The sequence below is a fragment of the Paenibacillus sp. FSL R10-2736 genome (assembly GCF_038000245.1).
GTDB classification, from domain to species: domain Bacteria; phylum Bacillota; class Bacilli; order Paenibacillales; family Paenibacillaceae; genus Paenibacillus_AQ; species Paenibacillus_AQ phytohabitans.
On sequence record NZ_JBBOBN010000002.1, the window covers coordinates 1,491,767 to 1,514,146 of the forward strand.

Annotated in this window: 15 protein-coding genes, 15 tRNA genes and 3 rRNA genes; 29 read left to right on the plus strand and 4 right to left on the minus strand. The window is 51.1% G+C overall.

Features of this window, described 5'->3' with window-relative positions:
- Positions 1 to 42 precede the first annotated feature (42 nt).
- From NSQ73_RS34530 to NSQ73_RS34550, 5 genes are all read left to right on the plus strand, one after another.
- Complete coding sequence (locus NSQ73_RS34530) at positions 43 to 1,296, plus strand: MFS transporter (protein WP_039306503.1); 1,254 nt, start codon at positions 43 to 45, stop codon at positions 1,294 to 1,296.
- Between the two features lie 135 nt (positions 1,297 to 1,431).
- Complete coding sequence (locus tag NSQ73_RS34535) at positions 1,432 to 1,872, plus strand: HEAT repeat domain-containing protein (protein WP_042133669.1); 441 nt, start codon at positions 1,432 to 1,434, stop codon at positions 1,870 to 1,872.
- 76 nt (positions 1,873 to 1,948) lie between these two features.
- The gene (locus NSQ73_RS34540) at positions 1,949 to 2,908 is read left to right on the plus strand and encodes a DUF561 domain-containing protein (RefSeq protein ID WP_340990688.1); all 960 of its coding nucleotides are present in this window, start codon (positions 1,949 to 1,951) and stop codon (positions 2,906 to 2,908) included.
- Positions 2,909 to 2,928: 20 nt separating this feature from the next.
- The gene (locus NSQ73_RS34545; protein WP_340990689.1) at positions 2,929 to 3,501 is read left to right on the plus strand and encodes a hypothetical protein; all 573 of its coding nucleotides are present in this window, start codon (positions 2,929 to 2,931) and stop codon (positions 3,499 to 3,501) included.
- 108 nt (positions 3,502 to 3,609) lie between these two features.
- Positions 3,610 to 4,500, plus strand: coding sequence for a CPBP family intramembrane glutamic endopeptidase (locus NSQ73_RS34550; protein WP_340990690.1), 891 nt, complete (start codon positions 3,610 to 3,612; stop codon positions 4,498 to 4,500).
- 158 nt (positions 4,501 to 4,658) lie between these two features.
- On the opposite strand, the gene NSQ73_RS34555 is transcribed toward NSQ73_RS34550, so the two are convergent.
- Positions 4,659 to 6,194 carry an acyl-CoA synthetase gene (locus NSQ73_RS34555; RefSeq protein WP_047013997.1) on the minus strand — a complete coding sequence of 512 codons (1,536 nt, stop codon included), beginning with the start codon at positions 6,192 to 6,194 and terminating at the stop codon, positions 4,659 to 4,661.
- A gap of 295 nt (positions 6,195 to 6,489) precedes the next feature.
- Between NSQ73_RS34555 and NSQ73_RS34560 the strand changes: the two genes are divergently transcribed.
- From NSQ73_RS34560 to NSQ73_RS34570, 3 genes are all read left to right on the plus strand, one after another.
- Entirely contained in the window at positions 6,490 to 7,317 is an 828-nt protein-coding gene (locus tag NSQ73_RS34560; protein WP_047013995.1) for a methyl-accepting chemotaxis protein, read from the plus strand.
- A 189-nt stretch (positions 7,318 to 7,506) separates the two neighbouring features.
- Positions 7,507 to 8,046 carry a GNAT family N-acetyltransferase gene (locus NSQ73_RS34565; protein ID WP_340990733.1) on the plus strand — a complete coding sequence of 180 codons (540 nt, stop codon included), beginning with the start codon at positions 7,507 to 7,509 and terminating at the stop codon, positions 8,044 to 8,046.
- Positions 8,047 to 8,167: 121 nt separating this feature from the next.
- The gene (locus NSQ73_RS34570; protein ID WP_340990691.1) at positions 8,168 to 8,884 is read left to right on the plus strand and encodes a stalk domain-containing protein; all 717 of its coding nucleotides are present in this window, start codon (positions 8,168 to 8,170) and stop codon (positions 8,882 to 8,884) included.
- A 155-nt stretch (positions 8,885 to 9,039) separates the two neighbouring features.
- Here the strand turns inward: NSQ73_RS34570 and NSQ73_RS34575 are convergent, their stop codons facing one another.
- On the minus strand, positions 9,040 to 9,165 hold the full coding sequence (locus tag NSQ73_RS34575) for a DUF4023 family protein (protein WP_083442743.1): 126 nt from the start codon (positions 9,163 to 9,165) through the stop codon (positions 9,040 to 9,042).
- Between the two features lie 279 nt (positions 9,166 to 9,444).
- On the opposite strand from NSQ73_RS34575, the gene NSQ73_RS34580 reads away from it, so the two are divergent.
- The 21 genes from NSQ73_RS34580 (at position 9,445) to NSQ73_RS34680 (ending at position 19,666) form a co-directional block, all read left to right on the plus strand.
- A complete protein-coding gene (locus tag NSQ73_RS34580) occupies positions 9,445 to 10,092 on the plus strand; it encodes a TetR/AcrR family transcriptional regulator (protein WP_340990692.1) in 648 nt (215 codons plus the stop codon).
- Between the two features lie 40 nt (positions 10,093 to 10,132).
- The gene (locus tag NSQ73_RS34585) at positions 10,133 to 11,308 is read left to right on the plus strand and encodes an Acg family FMN-binding oxidoreductase (RefSeq protein WP_340990693.1); all 1,176 of its coding nucleotides are present in this window, start codon (positions 10,133 to 10,135) and stop codon (positions 11,306 to 11,308) included.
- Between the two features lie 460 nt (positions 11,309 to 11,768).
- Positions 11,769 to 13,326 (plus strand): 16S ribosomal RNA (locus NSQ73_RS34590).
- A 125-nt stretch (positions 13,327 to 13,451) separates the two neighbouring features.
- A 5S ribosomal RNA gene (rrf, locus tag NSQ73_RS34595) occupies positions 13,452 to 13,568 on the plus strand.
- Between the two features lie 44 nt (positions 13,569 to 13,612).
- A tRNA-Ile gene (locus NSQ73_RS34600) sits at positions 13,613 to 13,689 on the plus strand.
- A gap of 29 nt (positions 13,690 to 13,718) precedes the next feature.
- A tRNA-Ala gene (locus NSQ73_RS34605) sits at positions 13,719 to 13,794 on the plus strand.
- Between the two features lie 200 nt (positions 13,795 to 13,994).
- Positions 13,995 to 16,923, plus strand: a 23S ribosomal RNA gene (locus NSQ73_RS34610).
- The 16S, 23S and 5S rRNA genes sit together here with 15 tRNA genes alongside, the layout of an rRNA operon.
- Positions 16,924 to 16,985: 62 nt before the next feature.
- Positions 16,986 to 17,061: transfer RNA gene (locus NSQ73_RS34615), tRNA-Asn, on the plus strand.
- A gap of 3 nt (positions 17,062 to 17,064) precedes the next feature.
- A tRNA-Ser gene (locus NSQ73_RS34620) sits at positions 17,065 to 17,154 on the plus strand.
- Between the two features lie 146 nt (positions 17,155 to 17,300).
- Positions 17,301 to 17,372, plus strand: a tRNA-Glu gene (locus NSQ73_RS34625).
- Positions 17,373 to 17,377: 5 nt separating this feature from the next.
- Positions 17,378 to 17,453, plus strand: a tRNA-Val gene (locus tag NSQ73_RS34630).
- A gap of 33 nt (positions 17,454 to 17,486) precedes the next feature.
- Positions 17,487 to 17,563, plus strand: a tRNA-Met gene (locus NSQ73_RS34635).
- Positions 17,564 to 17,567: 4 nt separating this feature from the next.
- Positions 17,568 to 17,645 (plus strand) — tRNA-Asp (locus NSQ73_RS34640).
- A gap of 94 nt (positions 17,646 to 17,739) precedes the next feature.
- A tRNA-Gln gene (locus NSQ73_RS34645) sits at positions 17,740 to 17,814 on the plus strand.
- Between the two features lie 27 nt (positions 17,815 to 17,841).
- A tRNA-Lys gene (locus NSQ73_RS34650) sits at positions 17,842 to 17,917 on the plus strand.
- 16 nt (positions 17,918 to 17,933) lie between these two features.
- Positions 17,934 to 18,017 (plus strand) — tRNA-Leu (locus NSQ73_RS34655).
- 7 nt (positions 18,018 to 18,024) lie between these two features.
- Positions 18,025 to 18,099, plus strand: a tRNA-Gly gene (locus tag NSQ73_RS34660).
- 10 nt (positions 18,100 to 18,109) lie between these two features.
- Positions 18,110 to 18,186 (plus strand) — tRNA-Arg (locus NSQ73_RS34665).
- Between the two features lie 152 nt (positions 18,187 to 18,338).
- Positions 18,339 to 18,412: transfer RNA gene (locus NSQ73_RS34670), tRNA-Pro, on the plus strand.
- Between the two features lie 12 nt (positions 18,413 to 18,424).
- Positions 18,425 to 18,495 (plus strand) — tRNA-Gly (locus NSQ73_RS34675).
- Positions 18,496 to 18,715: 220 nt separating this feature from the next.
- Positions 18,716 to 19,666, plus strand: a complete 951-nt coding sequence (locus NSQ73_RS34680; RefSeq protein ID WP_171720671.1) for a helix-turn-helix transcriptional regulator — start codon at positions 18,716 to 18,718, stop codon at positions 19,664 to 19,666.
- Between the two features lie 93 nt (positions 19,667 to 19,759).
- On the opposite strand, the gene katA is transcribed toward NSQ73_RS34680, so the two are convergent.
- Entirely contained in the window at positions 19,760 to 21,211 is a 1,452-nt protein-coding gene (katA, locus tag NSQ73_RS34685) for a catalase KatA (RefSeq protein ID WP_340990694.1), read from the minus strand.
- Positions 21,212 to 21,539: 328 nt separating this feature from the next.
- The gene (locus NSQ73_RS34690; protein ID WP_340990695.1) at positions 21,540 to 22,064 is read right to left on the minus strand and encodes a discoidin domain-containing protein; all 525 of its coding nucleotides are present in this window, start codon (positions 22,062 to 22,064) and stop codon (positions 21,540 to 21,542) included.
- Between the last annotated feature and the right edge of the window lie 316 nt (positions 22,065 to 22,380).

Here is a 22,380-nt window from a genome sequence, read left to right on the forward strand (position 1 = left end):
TATGACTCTAAAGTGCTGAGAAAGAGGAGGAATCCCCTGACAATGAACACTGACTGGAAGAAAAATATTGCCTTTTTCCTTACCAGCCAGACCGTCTCGCTGTTCGGATCTTCACTGGTCCAGTATGCGATTCTCTGGTATATTACCCTGAATACACAGTCCGGAGTAATGATGACGTTAGCGATTATCTGCGGATTTGTGCCGATGTTTCTCTTGTCGCCCTTTGCGGGGGTCTGGGCAGACCGTTACAGCCGCAAATGGCTGATTGTCCTCTCGGATTCCATTATTGCGGCTTCGACGCTGGTTCTGGCGATATTGTTTCTGCTGGGGTACGACCAGATGTGGCTGCTTTTTGTGGTGTCTGCCCTGCGGGCGCTTGGAGGCGGAGTGCAGACACCGGCTGTAGCAGCCATGCTGCCGCAGCTGGTGCCGGAAGACAAACTGACCCGGATCAGCGGAATCAACGGCAGCATTCAGGCAATGGTGATGCTGCTGTCCCCGATGCTGAGCGGAGCCCTGCTGAGCATGGCGAGTATTGAAATTATATTTTTCATCGATGTGATTACTGCTGCAGTGGCAGTTATGACGATGTTCTTCTTCGTGCAGGTGCCGCTTCACGCCAAAGCTGCTGCAGAGCAGACACTCAGCTATTTGAGTGATCTGCGCCAGGGCTTCAGCTATATCCGGCAGCATGCTTATATTAGAAGCTTTTTTATTTTCTGTGCTTTTTTCTTTGTGCTGGCGGCCCCGGTATCGTTTCTGACTCCGCTGCAGGTTACGCGAACCTTTGGCGGGGATATCTGGCGGCTGACCGCCATTGAGATTACGTTCTCGATCGGGATGATGCTTGGCGGGCTGCTGATGGCCGTCTGGCCGGGTTTCCGGAACCGGGTTCATACGATGACCCTATCGGCCCTTGCCGTCGGGTTATGCACGTTTGCGCTGGGTGTAATTCCGGTCTTCTGGATTTATCTTGCCGTAATGGGGCTGGTGGGACTGGCGCTGCCGTTCTTCAATACCCCTTCCACAGTTCTGCTGCAGGAGAAGGTGGAGCCGGATTACCTGGGCCGGGTCTTCGGGGTGCTGGGCATGATTTCGAGTTCGATGATGCCGCTGGGCATGCTGGTCTTTGGACCGTTGGCCGATCTCATACAGATTGAATGGCTGCTGATCATTACGGGGATGCTGCTGTTTATCCAAGGCTTTTTCCTGCTGGGTAATAAGGTGCTGATCGAGGCAGGCAAGCCTGCTGCTGTTCCTGGTGCTGAAGCGGAGAATGCCGGAGGAAATGAGTAAGAGCTGCCGGTTGCTCCGGAATCGCATGAATGTTTGTACAAAAGATTGAAATCAAGGAGTACAGTACTGTAGAATTGCACTATGCAAGATAAACGTTCTATATATCAGATTTAACCAAGAAGGGGATTGTATCGTTTGAATAATGAAGAAGTAATCCAAGAGCTGCCAGAGAATTATGAGGAACTGAAGAAAGCCGCCGGCCGCTCCGCGGATTGGAGAGCGCGTCTTGAAGCAGTGGAAGAGCTGGGCCGCTACAACCACAAACAAATTATTGATATCCTTAATCGTCTGATGATCAGCGATCCTGTATATACCGTTCAAGAAGCCGCATACAACAAGCTGAGAGCCTTCGGCGAAGAGGTCAAGGTTCCGTCGAAGAACAAGGCCGAGCTGTTCAGAGGGGTATCGAAGATTATTCTGCGGATTAAGAAGAGTCTTCCGAAAGACCATTCTTACGAGGAATTCAAAGAGAAGCTGAAGAAGATGCGGGTTGACGTCTACGATGCCTATGAAGGCGAGAAGGGCGAGAATTTCGATGAATGGCTGGAGAAAATGTGGGTTTCGGCCACCAAATAGGTAGAGCGCAGCAAGCGGAGAGATGGGGGAGCCTTCCTTATCGATCCGCTTTTTGATGTGATAAGGGGGAAGGATTATGAGTATTGCAAGAATGCTGGGGATCACCTATCCGATAATCCAGGGGGCCATGGCGCAGATTGCCTACGCCGAACTGGCAGCAGCGGTGTCGAATGCGGGGGGACTGGGAGTCATTGCCTCCGGCGGGATGAGTGCGGACCGGCTGCGGGAAGAAATTCATAAGTGTAAAAGCCTGACGGCTAAGCCCTTCGGCGTCAACCTGATGCTGATGGCTCCCAACCGGGATGAACTGGCGCAACTGGTGATAGACGAAGGCGTTAAGGTCGTGACCACAGGAGCGGGTTCGCCCAAGAATTATGTGGCCATGTGGAAGGCAGCAGGTATAGTGGTCATTCCTGTAGTTCCTTCTGTGCAGATTGCACGGAAAATGGAGGCGCTGGGAGTCGACGCGATTGTGGCCGAAGGCACAGAGGCGGGCGGTCATGTGGGCGAGACTACAACCATGGTGCTTGTTCCACAGGTTGCCGATGCTGTAGCCATTCCCGTCATTGCTGCCGGCGGAATCGCCGATGGCCGGGGAGCGGCGGCAGCTTTTGCACTGGGAGCGCAAGGGGTGCAGGTGGGCACACGCTTCCTGGCGACAATCGAATGTCCGGCCCATGAGCAGTTTAAGCAGGCGGTTGTTGCCGCACAAGACGGCGATACGCTGGTAACCGGCCGTTCGCTTGGTGTTCCTGTGCGCAGCATTAAGAACCGTATGACACTGGAGTACATGAGGCTGGAGAATGGCGGGACGGGTAAAGAGGAGCTGGAGGCACTGGCAATGGGCTCTCTGGGTCTTGCGGTCCGTGACGGGGATACAGAGAACGGTTCGGTAATGGCCGGCCAGATTGCCGGGCTGGTACGTGAGATTACCACCGTGCAGGAGGTCATCACCTCCATGTTCGCAGAAGCCAAGACCGTTGGCCGCAAAGTATATAAAATGACCGATGATGTTCATACAGGCGCACTATATTAATCCAAGAAAAGGATGATTTCATGCTTACCCATAAATTTCAGGAATTCCTGGAGCTGTCCGCGCAATTGCGGCCCGGCTACACCGCCAGTCTGGGCAAGGCCCCGGCAGGAGGCAGTGCCGCTATTTCAGAGTATGCCCCCGAGGTTCCTCCGCTTTTACAGGCAATCTATGACACGGTTCTGGGAACGGGCAGCAGCGAAGAGGACCCCAGCCTGGTTGAATTCATTCCGGGCTACCGGCTGATTCATATCGGGGAATACGGCCAGGAAATGGCGCTACTGTCAAGCATCCTGCTGGAGAAGGGCTATGCCGGCGGCGGGGTCGTGCTGCCGCTGCTGACTAACTACGGCAGTGATTTTATCTGCTACTACCGGTCTGAGGATGGGGTCGAGCGGGTATGCGACCTGCTGCATGACTACGGCGATTTGATGACCATGTATGATTCACCGGAGAAATTCCTGGAGACCCTGTGCGAATTCTATAAGCAGGAGGTATATTTCCTGGATGAAGAGGGCTACCTGGATTGCGATCTGGTAACGGAAGGCGAGGTAGGCGCGGCACTGAATCCGGATGCGAAGTACTGGTCGGAATAAGCAGCTGCGGCTCTGGATTATTTTGCATATATTCAATTGTTTTGCAGGGCCCTTCCCTTTCGGTCCGTCTAAAGGATGAGAGGATGAGGAAGGGAAGGGTGACTGCACATGCAATTTCTATTCAGGAACCGGAACGGGCAGCTCAGAGCAGGCTGGGAGATTTTATGGGTAGGCGGGGCTATTGCGCTTCTGACGGTAATTGTCTCCTTTGGTCTATCGCTGCGTGTGGGTTCCACAGGACTATTCGATCCGGACGGCTGGGTGCGTGTCTTCAAATCTACAGCCATCTATTCGTTTATTGTCGTGTGTTATACGGTACGAATAATACATAAGCGTCCGCTGTCCAGCATAGGGTTGTCCAGGCCTGACGGCAAGCGGTTCGCTGCCGGCTTCGCAGGCGGAGCACTGCTGCTATCCTCCGTTCTGCTGGTGCTATGGGGTCTGGGGAATGCTGTGGTTCAGGGAGAGTGGTCACAGCCCCGGTTCGGACAGCTCGATGCGGCGGATATTGTGATTACGGCACTGCTGGCCGGAATCTGCGAAGAGGTGATCTTCAGAGGATACCTTCAGCATCTGCTGTCCTCAAGGCTCGGTATTCCGGCCGCAGTGGGCCTGACCTCCATCTTATTCTCGCTTGCCCACATGGCGAATCCAGGATATAGCTGGATCAGTGGACTGAATATCGTGATTATCGCTTTAATCTTCTCTTGGGTGACTCTCCGGACAGGTAATTTGTACGCTGCGATGGCGCTGCATGTTTCCTGGAATCTGTTCCAGGGCTACATATACGGCGTTGCAGTGAGCGGGAATACGCCCAAAGGGATCTATTCGGTATCCTTACAAGGAAATGATCTGCTGACCGGGGGCAAGTTCGGCCTGGAAGGGAGTCTGGTTACCACACTCATTCTTGTCATTCTGTATACAGCGTTGCTGCTTCTGTCCAGCGGCAAACGCGGTACAAGGATACAGGGACGGGAAGGTTCGATTCGTATTCGTTAGAGCTTAAGGCTGTCTTGAGGTAAAAGCACAAAAATCCCCGTTCCTACGTCACTGTAGGAACGGGGATTTTATTGTTTCTCCAGTTCATTAGGAACTGGCCTTATCGGCGTGCTTCCAGTCAACAGGAGCCAGCCTGCTGCTGCCGGCCAAGCTGCTGCCTACTCTTGCGCAGCCTTCTTCTCCTGCTCACGCAGCTCGATTCTGCGGATTTTGCCGGAGGTCGTCTTCGGCAGATCCGTAATGAATTCGATTTTGCGCGGGTACTTGTAAGGTGCAGTCTGTTCCTTGACATGGGACTGCAGCTCTTTGGCCAGCTCCGGTGTGCCGGCATGGCCGTCCTTGAGCACGACAAAAGCTTTGACGACCGAGCCGCGGATCTCGTCAGGACTGGCTACCACTGCGCATTCCTTGACCAGATTATGTTTCATTAATGCTTCTTCTACTTCAAACGGTCCGATGGTATAACCAGAGCTGATGATGATATCATCCCCGCGGCCTTCGAACCAGAAGTAGCCGTCCTCATCCTTGCGCGCCCGGTCGCCGGTTACGAAATACTCCCCGTGCGAGCAGTTTGCCTTGCGCTCCGGATCTTTGTAGTAATTCTGGAACAGGGCAGGCATGCTCAGGTGCACGGCGATATCACCTACGACCCCGGCAGGCAGCGGATGTCCTTCCTCGTCGATTACTTCAACAATACCGGGAGCAATCGATTTGCCCATGGAGCCGACACGGATCGGCTCATCCTTCAGCGCAGCGATGATCAGGGTGCTCTCTGTTTGTCCATAGCCGTCGCGGATCGTAATATCGAAGTGCTGCTGGAAGGTGTGAATGACTTCCTGATTCAACGGCTCACCGGCGGATACCGCACAACGCAGATTCGACAGATCGTACTGGGCGAGGCCTTCAGTCTTGGCCATCAGACGGTACTCTGTAGGTGTGCAGCACAATACACCGATCTTCTCATCCTGCAGCAGCTGAAGATAACGGTCCGGATGGAAAGGGCCATTATAGACGAAGCCGGTAGCCCCGTTGCCGAGTACGGTCAGGAATGGACTCCAGATCCACTTCTGCCAGCCCGGCGCGGCCGTTGCCCAGACGGTATCCGATTCACGGATATCCAGCCAGAGGGAAGAGGTGATCCGCAGATGCGCATATCCCCAGCCGTGGGTATGGACTACGGCCTTCGGGTTGCCGGTTGTACCGGAAGTATAGGCCAGGATGGCGATATCGTCCCGGCGGCTGGCAACCGCAGGGAAGGAGTCGGATTGTCCGTCCATCAGGCCTTCCAGGTCTACCCAGCCGTTGCCAAGCTCAGCTTCGCCGACAGACAGGCGATAGTCCAGTGCAGGCAGATCTTCGGCGATCTTGTTCACTTCACCGGTAACCTCCGACCAGACAATGACCGCGCGGGCTTCGGAATGGCGCAGCCGGTAAGACAGATCCTTGGCCCGCAGCATTTCAGAAGATGGGATAACGGCAAGTCCCAGCTTCAGGCAGGCCAGATAGATGACGTAGGCGATAATGCGGCGTGGTACCATAACCAGGACACGGTCCCCTTGCTTAAGACCGAGGCCTGACAGCCCCCCAGCCAGACGGTTAGCCTGAGCCATAAGCCGTCCATAGGTGATTTCTTCGAAATCCCCGTTCTCTTGTAACCATTTAAGGGCAATCTTATCTTCAGGATGCTGCTCCATTTCCGAAGTGAGATTGTAGAATTCAGGTGCGATCCAGCGTTGATTATCCAATTGAACCTCTCCTATGCAAACATGATGATGTATCTGATAAATATAGTATAGCACGTTCTCCTAGTACCAGATGCTAAATCACCGTAACGGTACAGAAGAATGTTCTGTGACAGCTTTTATTTTGAACGTTCTCCTCTTGAAGGGGAGAACCACATGATTTTCAGAAAAATTCAATTACCCTTTTCATTAAGTGATATAATCAGACCTGAATATTTGAAAATTACGGAACAGGCGGTCGATAGTTATGCTGGAGGATAAACAGGAGGATAAGCTTGGGCAGCTGCAGAATGTGCTCAGTATGATTCAGAAAACGTATCCCGAGGATGCTGCCCTGGTGCTCGCGGATACGGACAAGGTGCTTGCTTATCTTCCCGGTGAGAAGATTGATCTTAAGGTTCCGGTAGGCGCACCTATTGAGAAGTTCAGAGGTACTGTGTCGTATGCAGCTCTGGAGACGGGCAAAGTGCAGCGCGAGGAACGAGGCCCGGAAGCTTTTGGCATATCCTATCTCTCAACGGCAGTCCCGGTCATGCGTGAGGGTGAAGTCATTGGTGTTATTGCAGCGATGGTATCCAATCACAAGGCGGCAAGGCTTCAGGAGGGTGCACAGGAATTGTCCTCCCTGGTGGAAGAAATGACGGCGACCTCCGAAGAAGTGACCCGTTCCTCCATGGGAATTACCCAAAGACTGGACGAATTGGTGAGCAGCTCGAATTCTATGGTTCAAGATATCGAGAGCAGCTTTGAGATTCTGTCCACCGTCAAGCGGATCGCTGACCAGTCCCATATGCTCGGGCTTAATGCGGCAATTGAAGCGGCGAGAGCCGGTGAGCAGGGACGGGGATTCGGCGTGGTGGCGACGGAAATCCGCAAGCTGGCTAATGACAGCCACGCACTGGTGAAGAACATCCACAGCCAGCTGGCAGGGATGAAGCAGTCTATTCTGCAGATGGACCAGTCTATCCAGCACATCATGTCATTCTCACAGCATCAGGGACAATCCATGCAGGAGTTAAGCCGGGCGTTTGAGCATGTGGCCGGGACCGCGAATGATTTATCCAATATGGACTAGGCCCGGACGTATATTATAAACTGCAGCCGCAACAACCCTCAGATGATGCCTCCGGGCATCTTTTTTATATAAGCAGGTCCAGACATGTCTAATGTTGCTTCCCATGAAGTTATTCATACAGGAATTACGGGTAAAATAAAGAGCAAGACGCTTCACACAACAGAAACAGCAGAAAGCGGGCAGCAGAAAATGAGCAATCAGTCGCCAATCAGCGGAACAACCTTTGATGAGATATTCGCAATTATGGAAGCTTCTTTTCCGGTAAGTGAGATCAGAACCTATAGCGGGCAGCGGGCCTTGCTGGCGAATCCGAATTATCACCTGTATACCGAAAAGGATGCAGAGGACCGGACGCTCGCTTTCATGGCCGTCTGGGAATTTCCTGAATTGCGGTTTGTTGAGCATATTGCCGTTAACCCGGATATACGGGGCGGGGGAATCGGCAAGAAGCTGATGAACCGCTATATTAGCCGATCGGACAAGCCGGTGGTGCTGGAGGTGGAGCCGCCTGAGGGGGAAATGGAACAGCGGAGAATCGGATTCTATGAACGGCTGGGCTTTTATCTGAATCCTTACCCTTATGTGCAGCCGCCGCTGCGCGCGGGTCAAGCCGACCTGCCGCTGCGCATCATGACCTATCCCCGGCCAGTTACCCTGAAGGAATTCCAGCGGTTTAGAGATGTCCTGTACACCGAGGTGTATCAGATTACGGTCCCGAACAGCCGTTAACACCTGGTGCAGATTCGGAATTACTTCTTTACAATCCGGATACAAGTTAGAAACAAGTTAATGGTTTAATGAATCTATAGCAAGGAACACTACAACAACACACACAAGGGAGACGATATTAATGAAGAGCAAAAAAATGATCATAGCAACCATGGTATTCGGAATGGCTATTACGGGTTCAGCAGGTGTATACGCAGGAACGAATATGCAGAAGATCAGCGCGTACCTGAACCACAGCATCGGCTTCAAAGTAAACGGAGCGGCTTACACGCCGGTAGACGGCAATGGCAAAACACTGTCACCAATTACTTATAATGATACAACTTACCTTCCGGTCCGGGCGCTGGCGGATGCACTGAAGGTGCCGGTAACATTCAATGCTTCTACTAACCAGGTCATTCTGGGCAGCGGAACGACAACTCCAACACCGGATAACGGTTCAGCTATCACTTTGGCGGCAGTACAATACAGTGCAGCACAAAAAGAACAGATCACCAAGGCGTTCGCTAACTTCGAAGGCTTCGAGACCGCTTATGCTCCGGCACAGATGATCAGCGGCGATGCGTTCCAGAAGGTTGTAGGCGGCGATGACGGCGTGAGCTTCCTGTTCAATAAAATGCGGGTGAATGTATCACCGCGTGATTATTCCTACGATTATGACGGAACTACCGTGAAGCTATCCAACGGAACTGAAGCGAAATGGTACACACCTTCAGATACGGCTATGCTGACCTTTGCGCTGGCTGACCGTTTTGTGACCATCAGTTCGCCGGATAAATCACTCAGCAAAACACAAATGGAGAAAGTAGCCGTAAGCGTTGCGAAGTTGAATAAATAATCACTACTGCTTCTATAGAGATAGAACACAGAGAAATCTTCAGAAGCATATTTATAGAATGTTCTTATAGTAAAAAGGGATGTCCGCAGAGCCAGCTGAACTGGTCCTTGCAGACATCCCTTTTTGATATACAGCTCCTGGCTGAATGTTGTAGCTTATTTATTGGTGCTGTGCTGTTTGTTCGCAAGGCGTGCGCCCGGTGTTCCTTTGCCCCGGTTTCTGTTCTTCTGCGCCTTTCGCTGATTCTCCTGGAATTTCTCCACGAATTCATGAGTGTCCATTGCGGCGGTCCTCCTAATAGTTTGCTCAGCTTAACCTCGGTGAATGTACTTCGATCAATACCCACTTCGGAATCATGAGCTTCAGTGTTGTTAAGCATAGCTTTAAAAGCAGATGCTTAAGTTTGGTATGTTTACTTTATCCACTTCGGACCCTTCTCATGCATGGCTTGTTTCTTTCGAATGTAACCAACCTCACAGACATCAGGACCCTAAGAAGCGCAAAGTAAACTAATAGTTTACTTGACTGCACTGCCGTGCAGATTGAAAGGAGGCGAGACTGTGGGAAGCAGCGAACGCAAAATGAAAGAGAAGGAGCTCCGCAGGAACGACATTATAAAAGCTGCGGAGACAGTCTTTTTTGCCAAAGGGTATCAGAATACGACCATGGATGACATTGCCAAAACGGCGGAATTCAGCAAGAGAACGCTATATGTATATTTCAACAGCAAGGAACAGCTTTACTTTGAGATCATGATCAGGGGCTATAGATTGATGCAAGGGATGCTTCAGCAGGAAATGCTCGAGACGAAGACCGCTAATGCCATAGACAGCCTTATGCAAATGGGCAATGTTTTTTACCGTTTCAGCAAAGTGCACCCGGAATACTTCAAGGCCATTATGGAATACGAGACCGCAGAGATTGACTTCGATAGGGGAATCACGGACGCTTCCAGAGAGGAATGTTATGCCTTGGGTGAGACGATGACAGAGTACTTAATCGGGCTAACCCGCAAAGGGATAGAAGAGGGCGTAATCCGTAAAAGCCTGAATCCAGTCCAAACCGCGCTGGTGCTGTGGTCTTGTGTGATCGGTGTTTTGAATACGGTCCGGAAGAAGGAGAATTATCTCAGGCAGATGCATTCGACAACACCGGATGAGCTCGTAATGGCAGCCTTCCATCTGATGGTTGAGTCTATAAAAGTCTAGAGGAGGGGGTCCATTGAAAGGAAAGAGGAGTTTTAAAATATTGAAGCTAATTATTTCGTTTACTGCCGGGCTGGTCCTTGCCGTGTTTGCCTTATTAATGTTCCTTAGCGGAGTCTTCAGGCAGCAGGATTATTTGCAGCCGTGGAGTCAAGGGTACTCCGCAGCTATGACAGATCCCAGATTGAGACTGGCCGCACATGGTCTGCTGGCCGCAAGCGGGCATAATATGCAGCCTTGGTTAATCAAGCTGGATCAGAAGAACGATAAAGTGTTTACTCTATATGCTGACAACAGACGCCTGTCTCCGGCGGTGGATCCTGAAGCAAGACAGTTAATGATTTCGCAGGGGACCTTTCTGGAATATGTACGGATTGCAGGACAACAGCTTGGATATCAGGTAGACATCAAACTGTTTCCTGAGGGAGGCTATGATGAGAGCAGGCTGGAAGAGAGTATGGCCAGCAAACCGGTTGCACGTCTTACGCTCAATAGCATAAGTCTGGTGAGCCAGCCGCCGCTCTACAATTATTTATTCCAGCCGGATACCAATAGGGGACCTTATACTTCCGATAAGCTCAGCCCGGTTCAATTGAAGGGACTGCAGAGTATTAATGATATCAGCGGGCTGAAAATGAACATCGTTCAGGATGCAGGCAATATGAAGATATTGGGAGACTACGCCGAGAAAGCGGCAGTAATAGAGGCTGATGTAGATTCTGTGATGCAGGAATCCGCAAGGATCTTCCGCGCCAATGAACGGGAGAAGAATCAATTCCGCGATGGATTCTCTGTAGAAGGACAAGGAACTAGCGGTATTATGCGACATATCCTTCAGGGTGCAGTAACTCTGTTTCCATCCCTAAATGAAGGAAAAGCTGCTTCGAAGCAGTTTATCAACTCCACAACAGCTTCGGTCAAGAGTACTCCCGCGTACATGCTAATTATCAGCAATGACAACAGCCGGGTCAGCCAAATCCGGAGCGGCATGCTCTACAGCCGGTTAACCTTGACCGCCCACCTTCAAGGGCTGGCTATGCAACCATTAAGCCAGGTGCTTGAGGAATATCCGGAGATGAGCAGATTGTACAGCGGGATTCACCGCGAATATGCCGCTCCCGGTCAGACGATTCAGATGCTGGCCCGTGTGGGAACTCCGCTTAAGACAGGGCGGCTTAGCATGAGGCGTGATGTGCTAGAGCTATTGGACGATAATTAAGGCCGTAAATCTGCTAGAGAGGAACAAGCTTTCACTCTGTAGATATTATCTATCCTGTTGGATTAACTGATACATTGTGTCGGAAGGAGTACTGTGAGTGCGGTCCGCCGCACTCCATGCATTATGGGGCACAATCCGTGAAGAACCTGGAGTTCAAGGTAATGCAAGATAGTTTCAAAATAATGCTTGCATTGAAGTTCTATACATGATATATTCTATTTCTGGCCGCGAAACATCAACGCCGAGCTCGAAAAGAAGTTGAAAAAAAGAGCTTGCATTGATCGGCTGGATGTGATATATTATAAGAGTTGCTGGTGACGCGGTGAGCGGCGCTAACGACGAGCTTGATCTTTGAAAACTGAACAACGAGTGAGTGGGAAATCACGAAAGTGACTTCCGAAAAAGAGAATGAAAATTCTCGTCAGATGTTTCAAAATGAGCAATCGCTCTTTCTAAATACAATTTGGAGAGTTTGATCCTGGCTCAGGACGAACGCTGGCGGCATGCCTAATACATGCAAGTCGAGCGGAGTAAGAATGGAAGCTTGCTTCCATTCTTACTTAGCGGCGGACGGGTGAGTAACACGTAGGCAACCTGCCCTCAAGACTGGGATAACTACCGGAAACGGTAGCTAATACCGGATAATTTCTTTCCTCTCCTGAAGAGAGAATGAAAGGCGGAGCAATCTGCCACTTGGGGATGGGCCTGCGGCGCATTAGCTAGTTGGTGGGGTAACGGCTCACCAAGGCGACGATGCGTAGCCGACCTGAGAGGGTGAACGGCCACACTGGGACTGAGACACGGCCCAGACTCCTACGGGAGGCAGCAGTAGGGAATCTTCCGCAATGGGCGAAAGCCTGACGGAGCAATGCCGCGTGAGTGATGAAGGTTTTCGGATCGTAAAGCTCTGTTGCCAGGGAAGAACGTCCGGTAGAGTAACTGCTGCCGGAGTGACGGTACCTGAGAAGAAAGCCCCGGCTAACTACGTGCCAGCAGCCGCGGTAATACGTAGGGGGCAAGCGTTGTCCGGAATTATTGGGCGTAAAGCGCGCGCAGGCGGTCATTTAAGTCTGGTGTTTAAACCTTGGGCTCAACCTGGGGTCGCACTGGAAACTGGGTGACTTGAGTACAGAAGAGGAAAGTGGAATTCCACGTGTAGCGGTGAAATGCGTAGATATGTGGAGGAACACCAGTGGCGAAGGCGACTTTCTGGGCTGTAACTGACGCTGAGGCGCGAAAGCGTGGGGAGCAAACAGGATTAGATACCCTGGTAGTCCACGCCGTAAACGATGAGTGCTAGGTGTTAGGGGTTTCGATACCCTTGGTGCCGAAGTTAACACAGTAAGCACTCCGCCTGGGGAGTACGGTCGCAAGACTGAAACTCAAAGGAATTGACGGGGACCCGCACAAGCAGTGGAGTATGTGGTTTAATTCGAAGCAACGCGAAGAACCTTACCAGGTCTTGACATCCCGATGAAAGCATTAGAGATAGTGCCCCTCTTCGGAGCATCGGAGACAGGTGGTGCATGGTTGTCGTCAGCTCGTGTCGTGAGATGTTGGGTTAAGTCCCGCAACGAGCGCAACCCTTGACTTTAGTTGCCAGCAGGTAGTGCTGGGCACTCTAGAGTGACTGCCGGTGACAAACCGGAGGAAGGTGGGGATGACGTCAAATCATCATGCCCCTTATGACCTGGGCTACACACGTACTACAATGGCCGGTACAACGGGAAGCGAAACCGCGAGGTGGAGCCAATCCCAGCAAAGCCGGTCTCAGTTCGGATTGCAGGCTGCAACTCGCCTGCATGAAGTCGGAATTGCTAGTAATCGCGGATCAGCATGCCGCGGTGAATACGTTCCCGGGTCTTGTACACACCGCCCGTCACACCACGAGAGTTTACAACACCCGAAGTCGGTGGGGTAACCCGCAAGGGAGCCAGCCGCCGAAGGTGGGGTAGATGATTGGGGTGAAGTCGTAACAAGGTAGCCGTATCGGAAGGTGCGGCTGGATCACCTCCTTTCTATGGAGAATCGTCACCTGCAACGGTGACATTCAAATCGGAAGCTAAAGCTTCCACAATAGAACCTTCGGGTTCGGACACTCACTCGTGTTCAGTTTTGAAAGAGCAAGTCTCTTTCGTATGCGTTTGGTGGCGATAGCGGAGGGGTTCCACACGTACCCATCCCGAACACGACCGTTAAGCCCTCCAGCGCCGATGGTACTTGGACCGAAGGGTCCTGGGAGAGTAGGACGCCGCCAAGCGAACAATCAATTTATTGGTTGATTCACAATGTTATCTGTTATATGGGCTTTTAGCTCAGTTGGTTAGAGCGCACCTCTGATAAGGGTGAGGTCGGTGGTTCGAGTCCACCAAGGCCCACCATATAACATTTTAGAATTGAATACCTATATGGGGCCATAGCTCAGCTGGGAGAGCGCCTGCCTTGCAAGCAGGAGGTCAGCGGTTCGATCCCGCTTGGCTCCACCAATACTTCTTTACAAGATTATATGCAAGAACTTGATCCTTGAAAACTGGATACCGAAACGAATTTGCGTTTTAGAACATCTTTTAGCTGAAACTTGTGTAAGCAAGTTGAAATAGTTATTAGTTGATACAATTCATTCGTCAGGAAATAACGGGCTTTGAAGCAATTCAATGTTCAATATTTCTCCTGCGGAGAAAATTGTGGTTAAGCTAATAAGAGCACACGGAGGATGCCTAGGCGCCAGGAGCCGACGAAGGACGTGGCGAACAACGAAACTGCCTCGGGGAGCTGTAAGCAAGCTTTGATCCGGGGGTGTCCGAATGGGGAAACCCAGCTGTGGTAATTCGCAGTTACTCATTTCTGAATACATAGGAAATGTAGAGGCAGACCAGGGGAACTGAAACATCTAAGTACCCTGAGGAAGAGAAAACAATAGTGATTCCGTCAGTAGCGGCGAGCGAACGCGGAACAGCCTAAACCAAGGGGCTTGCCCCTTGGGGTTGTGGGACGTCTCACATGGAGTTACAAAGGAATATGGTAGGCGAAGAGGTCTGGAAAGGCCCGCGATAGAGGTAAAAGCCCTGTAGCCTAAACTGTGTTCTCTCCGAGACGGATCCCGAGTAGTGCGGGGCACGTGAAACCCCGTATGAATCCAGCAGGACCATCTGCTAAGGCTAAATACTACCTGGCGACCGATAGTGAAACAGTACCGTGAGGGAAAGGTGAAAAGCACCCCGGAAGGGGAGTGAAATAGAACCTGAAACCGTGTGCTTACAAAAAGTCAGAGCCCTATTACTGGGTGATGGCGTGCCTTTTGTAGAATGAACCGGCGAGTTACGTTTAACATGCAAGGTTAAGGTGAGAAGCCGGAGCCGCAGCGAAAGCGAGTCTGAATAGGGCGATTGAGTATGTGGACGTAGACCCGAAACCGTGTGATCTACCCCTGTCCAGGGTGAAGGTGCGGTAACACGCACTGGAGGCCCGAACCCACGCATGTTGAAAAATGCGGGGATGAGGTGGGGGTAGCGGAGAAATTCCAATCGAACTCGGAGATAGCTGGTTCTCCCCGAAATAGCTTTAGGGCTAGCCTCGGTGAATGGAGTGGTGGAGGTAGAGCACTGATTGGGTGCGGGGCCCGCAAGGGTTACCAAGCTCAGTCAAACTCCGAATGCCATTAACTTCTTGCCGGGAGTCAGACAGTGAGTGCTAAGATCCATTGTCAAAAGGGAAACAGCCCAGACCATCAGCTAAGGTCCCCAAGTGTGTGTTAAGTGGGAAAGGATGTGGAGTTGCACAGACAACCAGGATGTTGGCTTAGAAGCAGCCACCATTGAAAGAGTGCGTAATAGCTCACTGGTCGAGTGACTCTGCGCCGAAAATGTAACGGGGCTAAACACACCACCGAAGCTATGGCTAGATACTTTGTATCTGGGGTAGGGGAGCGTTGTATGTAGGTTGAAGGTGTACCGTAAGGAGCGCTGGACAGCATACAAGTGAGAATGCCGGTATGAGTAACGAAAAGATCAGTGAGAATCTGATCCGCCGAAAGCCCAAGGTTTCCTGAGGAAGGCTCGTCCGCTCAGGGTAAGTCGGGACCTAAGGCGAGGCCGAAAGGCGTAGTCGAAGGACAACAGTTTGAAATTACTGTACCACCGTAATCCGCTATGAGCGATGGGGTGACGCAGGAGGGTAGTGACGCGGACTGATGGATGTGTCCGTCTAAGCAGTGAGGCTGATGTGTAGGCAAATCCGCACATCATTAAGGCTGGGCTGTGATGGGGAGCGAAAATTGTAGTAGCGAAGGTCATGATCTCACACTGCCAAGAAAAGCCTCTAGCCAGGAGAAGGTGCCCGTACCGCAAACCGACACAGGTAGGCGAGAAGAGAATTCTAAGGCGCGCGGAAGAACTCTCGTTAAGGAACTCGGCAAAATGACCTCGTAACTTCGGGAGAAGAGGTGCCTCGGTAGGGTGAATAGCCCGAGGGGGCCGCAGTGAAAAGGCCCAAGCGACTGTTTAGCAAAAACACAGGTCTGTGCGAAGCCGCAAGGCGAAGTATACGGGCTGACGCCTGCCCGGTGCTGGAAGGTTAAGGGGAGTGGTTAGGAGCAATCCGAAGCTGTGAACCGAAGCCCCAGTAAACGGCGGCCGTAACTATAACGGTCCTAAGGTAGCGAAATTCCTTGTCAGGTAAATTCTGACCCGCACGAATGGCGTAACGACTTGGGCGCTGTCTCAACGAGAGATCCGGTGAAATTTTAATACCTGTGAAGATGCAGGTTACCCGCGACAAGACGGAAAGACCCCATGGAGCTTTACTGCAGCTTGATATTGAATTTGGGTACGATCTGTACAGGATAGGTGGGAGCCGTTGAGGCAGGAGCGCAAGCTTCTGCGGAGGCGCCGTTGGGATACCACCCTGATCGTATCTAGGTTCTAACCTAGTGCCCTTACCGGGTACGGGGACCGTGTCAGGCGGGCAGTTTGACTGGGGCGGTCGCCTCCTAAAGAGTAACGGAGGCGTTCAAAGGTTCCCTCAGAATGGTTGGAAATCATTCGAAGAGTGCAAAGGCATAAGGGAGCTTGACTGCGAGACCTACAAGTCGAGCAGGGACGAAAGTCGGACTTAGTGATCCGGTGGTACCGCATGGAAGGGCCATCGCTCAACGGATAAAAGCTACCCTGGGGATAACAGGCTTATCTCCCCCAAGAGTCCACATCGACGGGGAGGTTTGGCACCTCGATGTCGGCTCATCGCATCCTGGGGCTGAAGTAGGTCCCAAGGGTTGGGCTGTTCGCCCATTAAAGCGGTACGCGAGCTGGGTTCAGAACGTCGTGAGACAGTTCGGTCCCTATCTGTCGTGGGCGCAGGAAATTTGAGAGGAGCTGTCCTTAGTACGAGAGGACCGGGATGGACGTACCGCTGGTGCATCAGTTGTTCCGCCAGGAGCATGGCTGAGTAGCTACGTACGGACGGGATAAGCGCTGAAAGCATCTAAGCGTGAAGCCCCCCTCAAGATGAGATTTCCCAATTAGTAAGACCCCTTGAAGACGACGAGGTAGATAGGTTGGAGGTGGAAGTGCAGCAATGCATGGAGCTGACCAATACTAATCGGTCGAGGGCTTATCCAAATTTTTAATACGCAGATTCGTTTCGGATTCAGTTTTCAGGCGATCAAGCCTGATATGTATATTCCCTGATAGCTCAGTTGGTAGAGCACTCGACTGTTAATCGAGTTGTCACAGGTTCGAGTCCTGTTCGGGGAGCCATCTGGAGAGGTGTCCGAGTTTGGCCGAAGGAGCACGATTGGAAATCGTGTAGGCGCCACAAGCGTCTCGAGGGTTCGAATCCCTCTCTCTCCGTAGCAATACCTTCCCTGTAAAGGGATGAGAACCCTCAGTGGTTCGTTGGAGTATAGGCTTCGTTAGCACAGCTTCGCAATCTCGTAACGAAGTGAAGAGTATCCCTCACTCTCCGTAGATTTACCTTACAAGTAATTAAACAGCATGGCTCGTTGGTCAAGGGGTTAAGACACCTCCCTTTCACGGAGGTAACATGGGTTCGAATCCCATACGAGTCATATATGGAGGCTTAGCTCAGCTGGGAGAGCATCTGCCTTACAAGCAGAGGGTCGGGGGTTCGAACCCCTCAGCCTCCACCATCTATCTTTAACAGAATAGATCTTTAACATTGACGCGGGGTGGAGCAGCCCGGTAGCTCGTCGGGCTCATAACCCGAAGGCCGCAGGTTCAAATCCTGCCCCCGCAACCAATTTGGAACCGTGGTGTAGTTGGCCTAACATGCCTGCCTGTCACGCAGGAGATCGCGGGTTCGAATCCCGTCGGTTCCGCCATCTTTATTGTATGAAGGTATCAGGGATTGAGCATCCTATATCTCGAAGTATAGAGTATCCACCCGATTCCGTAGTGTTTGCTAATTATTAATATTGGGGATTAGCCAAGCGGTAAGGCAACGGACTTTGACTCCGTCATTCATAGGTTCGATTCCTATATCCCCAGCCATTTCATTTATGAATGCTTCTCTTATGAGAGCCATTAGCTCAGTTGGTAGAGCACCTGACTTTTAATCAGGGTGTCGAAGGTTCGAGTCCTTCATGGCTCACCATTTTCTTATAAAGTGTGCGCGTGTGGCGGAATGGCAGACGCACCAGACTTAGGATCTGGCGTTTCACGACGTGGGGGTTCAAGTCCCTTCACGCGCACCATGTTTTTGCGGACGTGGCTCAGCGGTAGAGCATCGCCTTGCCAAGGCGAGGGTCGCGGGTTCGATTCCCGTCGTCCGCTCCATATAGATTTTGCGCCCTTAGCTCAGCTGGATAGAGCGTTTGACTACGAATCAAAAGGCCGGGAGTTCGAATCTCTCAGGGCGCGCCATTTATACTTCTTTGAATCATCAAAGTGTCCTCAGGATTCGAACGAGTTCGTTGGAGCATCAGCTTCGATAGCACCACTTCGCAATCGGATGCGTAGCATTGGCATCTCTCAGGGCGCGCCATTATTACTTTGCAGTATAGCTTTTATATTAACGGGATGTAGCTCAGCTTGGTAGAGCACCTGGTTTGGGACCAGGGGGTCGCATGTTCAAATCGTGTCATCCCGATATTTCATCTTTGCGGGTGTAGTTCAATGGTAGAACTTCAGCCTTCCAAGCTGATAGCGTGGGTTCGATTCCCATCACCCGCTTAAATAATAGTTATAGAAACCCTTGATATTCAAGGGTTTTTTTTGTTTTTTCTACATGGGGCGGAAGTATTGGCTTATTAAAAATGCACAGTGTATGCTGGTGACTGCTCTATGCGCTGATAATGCTATATTATGCAGACAGCCATGTTTATATAGACCTGTTATATTAGAACTATGGAAGTACAGGCACTATTTACTTGGAAGTTGAGGAGCATTTATTATGACAGACAAAGTAATACGGATTTTCAAGATCATTAACGCCATCCAGTCGAATCCCGGGATTACGGCTGCGGATCTGGCATTCCGGTGCGAGGTGAATATTAGAACGATTTACAGGGACTTGGATGTAATCAGTCATTTTGCACCGGTGATGAACGAGGGGAGAGGAACAGGTTATAAGTTTATGGGGAAATTCTTCTTATACCCGCTGGATTTCTCCGAGCAGGAGGCAATGGCCTTCTCTCTGCTGCCCTCCGTGCTGGCACCCGGCAAAATCCCCCCAGGTTTTCTGTCTGCCTTTGACAAAGTCATGGGCACACATCTGAAGGAGAAATCCAAACAGAATGGAATGCTTGAGAATATTTCAGATATTATTCAAATGGGCAAGCCTGCTTACCGCAAGGAGAGCCGGAATTTCCTGCAGCCGCTGATCGGGGCGATTATGGAGCAACGGCGGATTCGTACGGTATATCACTCGCAATTGCGTAATGAGACAACGCAGCGGGAGATTGATCCTTATTATTTGATTCCGCGTGACCAGAGATTCTATCTGATTGGCTATTGCCACCTGAAGAGGGCGATCCGGACGTTTCGTATCAGCCGTTTTCTGCAGGTAGAGGTGACGGATACCCCCTTCGACAAAGGGGATTTCAATATTAAACAGTATCTGAAAAATACCTGGTCGATCGACCGGGGCAATAAGAATACCACCTTCAAAGTGCGGTTTCATCCGGAGGTAGCGCGTTACATCAAAGAAGAGGAATTGTTCGTGCACCCGCGAATGACCGACGAGGAAGACGGAAGTCTGCTATTTGAAGTCACCGTCAATAACGACAAGGAATTTATTAAGTGGATTCTGCAATATGGCCCTAACGCCGAGATTCTTGAGCCGGTATCCGCGAGACAGGGACTGAAGCAGCAGCTGGAGCAGTGGATGAATGTGTATCATTAGGCTATATACATAGAAAATGCAAATACGATAATCCCAAGAAACCCCTGACTGATGAAGTCAGGGGTTTCTGTGCGCTGAAGGATGCAAGTGGAGTTACTCCGGTATCACCAGTCCCAGTCCGTCTGCGATACGCCGGCCAAATTCCGGATCTGCTTTGTAGAAATGGCCAATCTGGCGAAGCTTGATCTCATCCGACTCTACTGGAGTCATAGCCCCGACAATATTGCGTACGAGCCGGGCACGCTCCTCTTCACTCAGCAGACGATAGAGATCACCCGGCTGGGTGTAATGATCGTTGTGATCGTAAGGGACGCTGTCCGCTTGGCCGGAGACTGCAAAAGCCGCCGGTTTATCCTGCGGAGACTCGGTTGCCCCGCCTAAGCTGTTAGGCTCGTAATACACGGAGCCTCCGCCGTTATTGGTGTGATTCAGCGCGCCATCCCGCTGATTATTGTTCACCTCGGCGATGGGCCGGTTAATCGGCAGGTGGTTGTGATTCGCTCCTACCCGGTAACGGTGGGCGTCGCCGTAGGCGAAGAGGCGGCCTTGGAGCATTTTATCAGGAGAGGCTTCTATCCCTGGCACAAATGATCCCGGAGAGAAGGTAGCCTGCTCCACTTCAGCGAAGTAGTTCTCCGGATTGCGGTCCAGCACCATGCGGCCCACCTCAATCAGCGGGTAATCCTTCTGGGACCATACCTTGGTGACATCAAACGGGTCGAAACGGTAGGTGTCAGCATCCTCTACAGGCATGATCTGCACATGCAGTCTCCAGGCGGGGAAATCCCCTTTGTCGATCGCATTGAACAAGTCCTCAGTATGGTAATCCGGGTTGTCACCGGCAATCTGCGCAGCCAGATTAACATCGAGATTCTTGACGCCCTGCTCTGTTTTGAAATGGTATTTCACCCATACTGCGGCGCCTTCTGCATTCACCCACTTGAACGTATGGCTGCCGAAGCCGTGCATATGACGGAGGGTGGCCGGTATGCCGCGGTCAGACATCAGAATGGTAACCTGGTGCAGGGATTCAGGGGAGAGCGACCAGAAATCCCACACAGCGTTCGGGTTCTTCAGATGTGTCTGCGGGTGGCGTTTCTGGGTATGGATAAAGTCCGGGAATTTGATCGCATCACGGATGAAAAAGACAGGTGTATTGTTGCCGACGAGGTCGTAGTTGCCTTCTTCGGTGTAGAATTTCACGGCAAAGCCGCGCGGATCACGCACGGTATCAGCAGAACCCAGCTCCCCGGCTACGGTAGAGAAGCGGATGAACATCGGTGTGCGCTTACCGACTTCAGATAAGAAGGCAGCTTTTGTATATTGGGAGAGATCTTTGGTGACTTCAAAATAACCATGAGCACCGGCACCTTTGGCATGGACAACACGCTCAGGAACACGTTCCCGGTTAAAATGGGCTAATTTCTCCAGCAGATGAACATCCTGCAGCAAAGTGGGTCCGCGGGAACCGGCTGTCATAGAATTCTGGTTGTCACCTACCGGGGCACCCCAGCTTGTCGTTAGTTTGTTATTGCTCTCACTCATGAATACAGTCACCTCGTATTAGGATTTGATTTTAGATTAAGTATAAGTTTTATAATAACAAAAAATTAAATAAAATCAATCCTTTTTTATAATCATTATAATTAACAATATGCGGAAGAAGGTAAAATCATGATAGGGCTGACGCCTCTGGACTAGAATATATCTCGCATTATTGGATGGCAAGGGCAAAGGCGAGTGAGAGGGAGGTATGAGCTGAAGAAGTAGGGTGACAACGTCAAAAACCCTCTACATTAGGTGTAAGAGGGTCGCTATTGCTGCTATCAGTCAGGAATGCGGCCTGTATCTGATAAGCGGATGTGAGCGTTAATTATTCGTACAGTTCCAGCTCGCCTACAGAAGTGGAATAAGCGCCGTTGTTGGCGGTAATGACCAGCCTGTAGCTGGTATATTCACCTGTAGAAGAGAGGTTGAAGTAGTAAGAAGAACCCGGATAATAAAGGCCAGACTGGCTGCTCAGAACGACCCAGCTGCTGCCGTTACTGGAGCCCTGAAGGGTCCAGGTTTTTGGCACATTCGCCTGAGGCTGGGATGAGGTGGTAAGCCTATAGCTGCGGACCTTTTTGGAAGTGCCAAAGCTGTATTGCAGATATCCTGAGCTGCCGCTGGAAGTGGAGTAATAGGTGCTGTAATCATGGTCAAAAGCTTTGTAGGCTTCATGGAATGCCCATTCGCTGCTGGCGGAAGCGGTACCCGCCGGACTTGTGTTGGAGGTCATCACTGGAACAAGATTGCCGGCAGCACTGGCTCCGGTTAAACTGATTGCGGAAGCAATAAGCAGAGTCCCCAAGCCGATACCTACTTTTTTGAAGCTGCCCATTCGTTGCAATTGCATTTGCCCATCTCCCTTTGTAGTGGTTTTACCTGCTTCACTTGTGCGTGTTTGGCCTTAATAAACTCCCGGGAACTTCTAGCCGCTCATCGCATATCTTATTGTGCAAACGTTTGTAGCACACTATCACTGTAACCTAAGTGAACTGAAAATAATGTCGGAATTGGACAAGCAGCCAAAAAAAATTGGTTGGGGAAACTGGTTTCACTAAAAGTAGGATATTTGCCCGGAATTCCGCTGGAAAGCAGATTAAATGAAGATGATTAACGTTATTAAAGATAAAGAATATGAACTGAAAACTCGTGGAACCTAAAAAATC

What these genes read in the sequence shown, in the direction of transcription:
- NSQ73_RS34575 (WP_083442743.1), bottom strand. Translation starts at nt 9,165, where the DNA reads ATGGACACTCATGAATTCGTGGAGAAATTCCAGGAGAATCAGCGAAAG.
- NSQ73_RS34550 (WP_340990690.1), top strand. Translation starts at nt 3,610, where the DNA reads ATGCAATTTCTATTCAGGAACCGGAACGGGCAGCTCAGAGCAGGCTGG.
- NSQ73_RS34545 (WP_340990689.1), top strand. Translation starts at nt 2,929, where the DNA reads ATGCTTACCCATAAATTTCAGGAATTCCTGGAGCTGTCCGCGCAATTG.
- katA (WP_340990694.1), bottom strand. Translation starts at nt 21,211, where the DNA reads ATGAGTGAGAGCAATAACAAACTAACGACAAGCTGGGGTGCCCCGGTA.
- NSQ73_RS34570 (WP_340990691.1), top strand. Translation starts at nt 8,168, where the DNA reads ATGAAGAGCAAAAAAATGATCATAGCAACCATGGTATTCGGAATGGCT.
- NSQ73_RS34565 (WP_340990733.1), top strand. Translation starts at nt 7,507, where the DNA reads ATGAGCAATCAGTCGCCAATCAGCGGAACAACCTTTGATGAGATATTC.
- NSQ73_RS34530 (WP_039306503.1), top strand. Translation starts at nt 43, where the DNA reads ATGAACACTGACTGGAAGAAAAATATTGCCTTTTTCCTTACCAGCCAG.
- NSQ73_RS34560 (WP_047013995.1), top strand. Translation starts at nt 6,490, where the DNA reads ATGCTGGAGGATAAACAGGAGGATAAGCTTGGGCAGCTGCAGAATGTG.
- NSQ73_RS34540 (WP_340990688.1), top strand. Translation starts at nt 1,949, where the DNA reads ATGAGTATTGCAAGAATGCTGGGGATCACCTATCCGATAATCCAGGGG.
- NSQ73_RS34690 (WP_340990695.1), bottom strand. Translation starts at nt 22,064, where the DNA reads ATGCAATTGCAACGAATGGGCAGCTTCAAAAAAGTAGGTATCGGCTTG.
- NSQ73_RS34680 (WP_171720671.1), top strand. Translation starts at nt 18,716, where the DNA reads ATGACAGACAAAGTAATACGGATTTTCAAGATCATTAACGCCATCCAG.
- NSQ73_RS34555 (WP_047013997.1), bottom strand. Translation starts at nt 6,194, where the DNA reads ATGGAGCAGCATCCTGAAGATAAGATTGCCCTTAAATGGTTACAAGAG.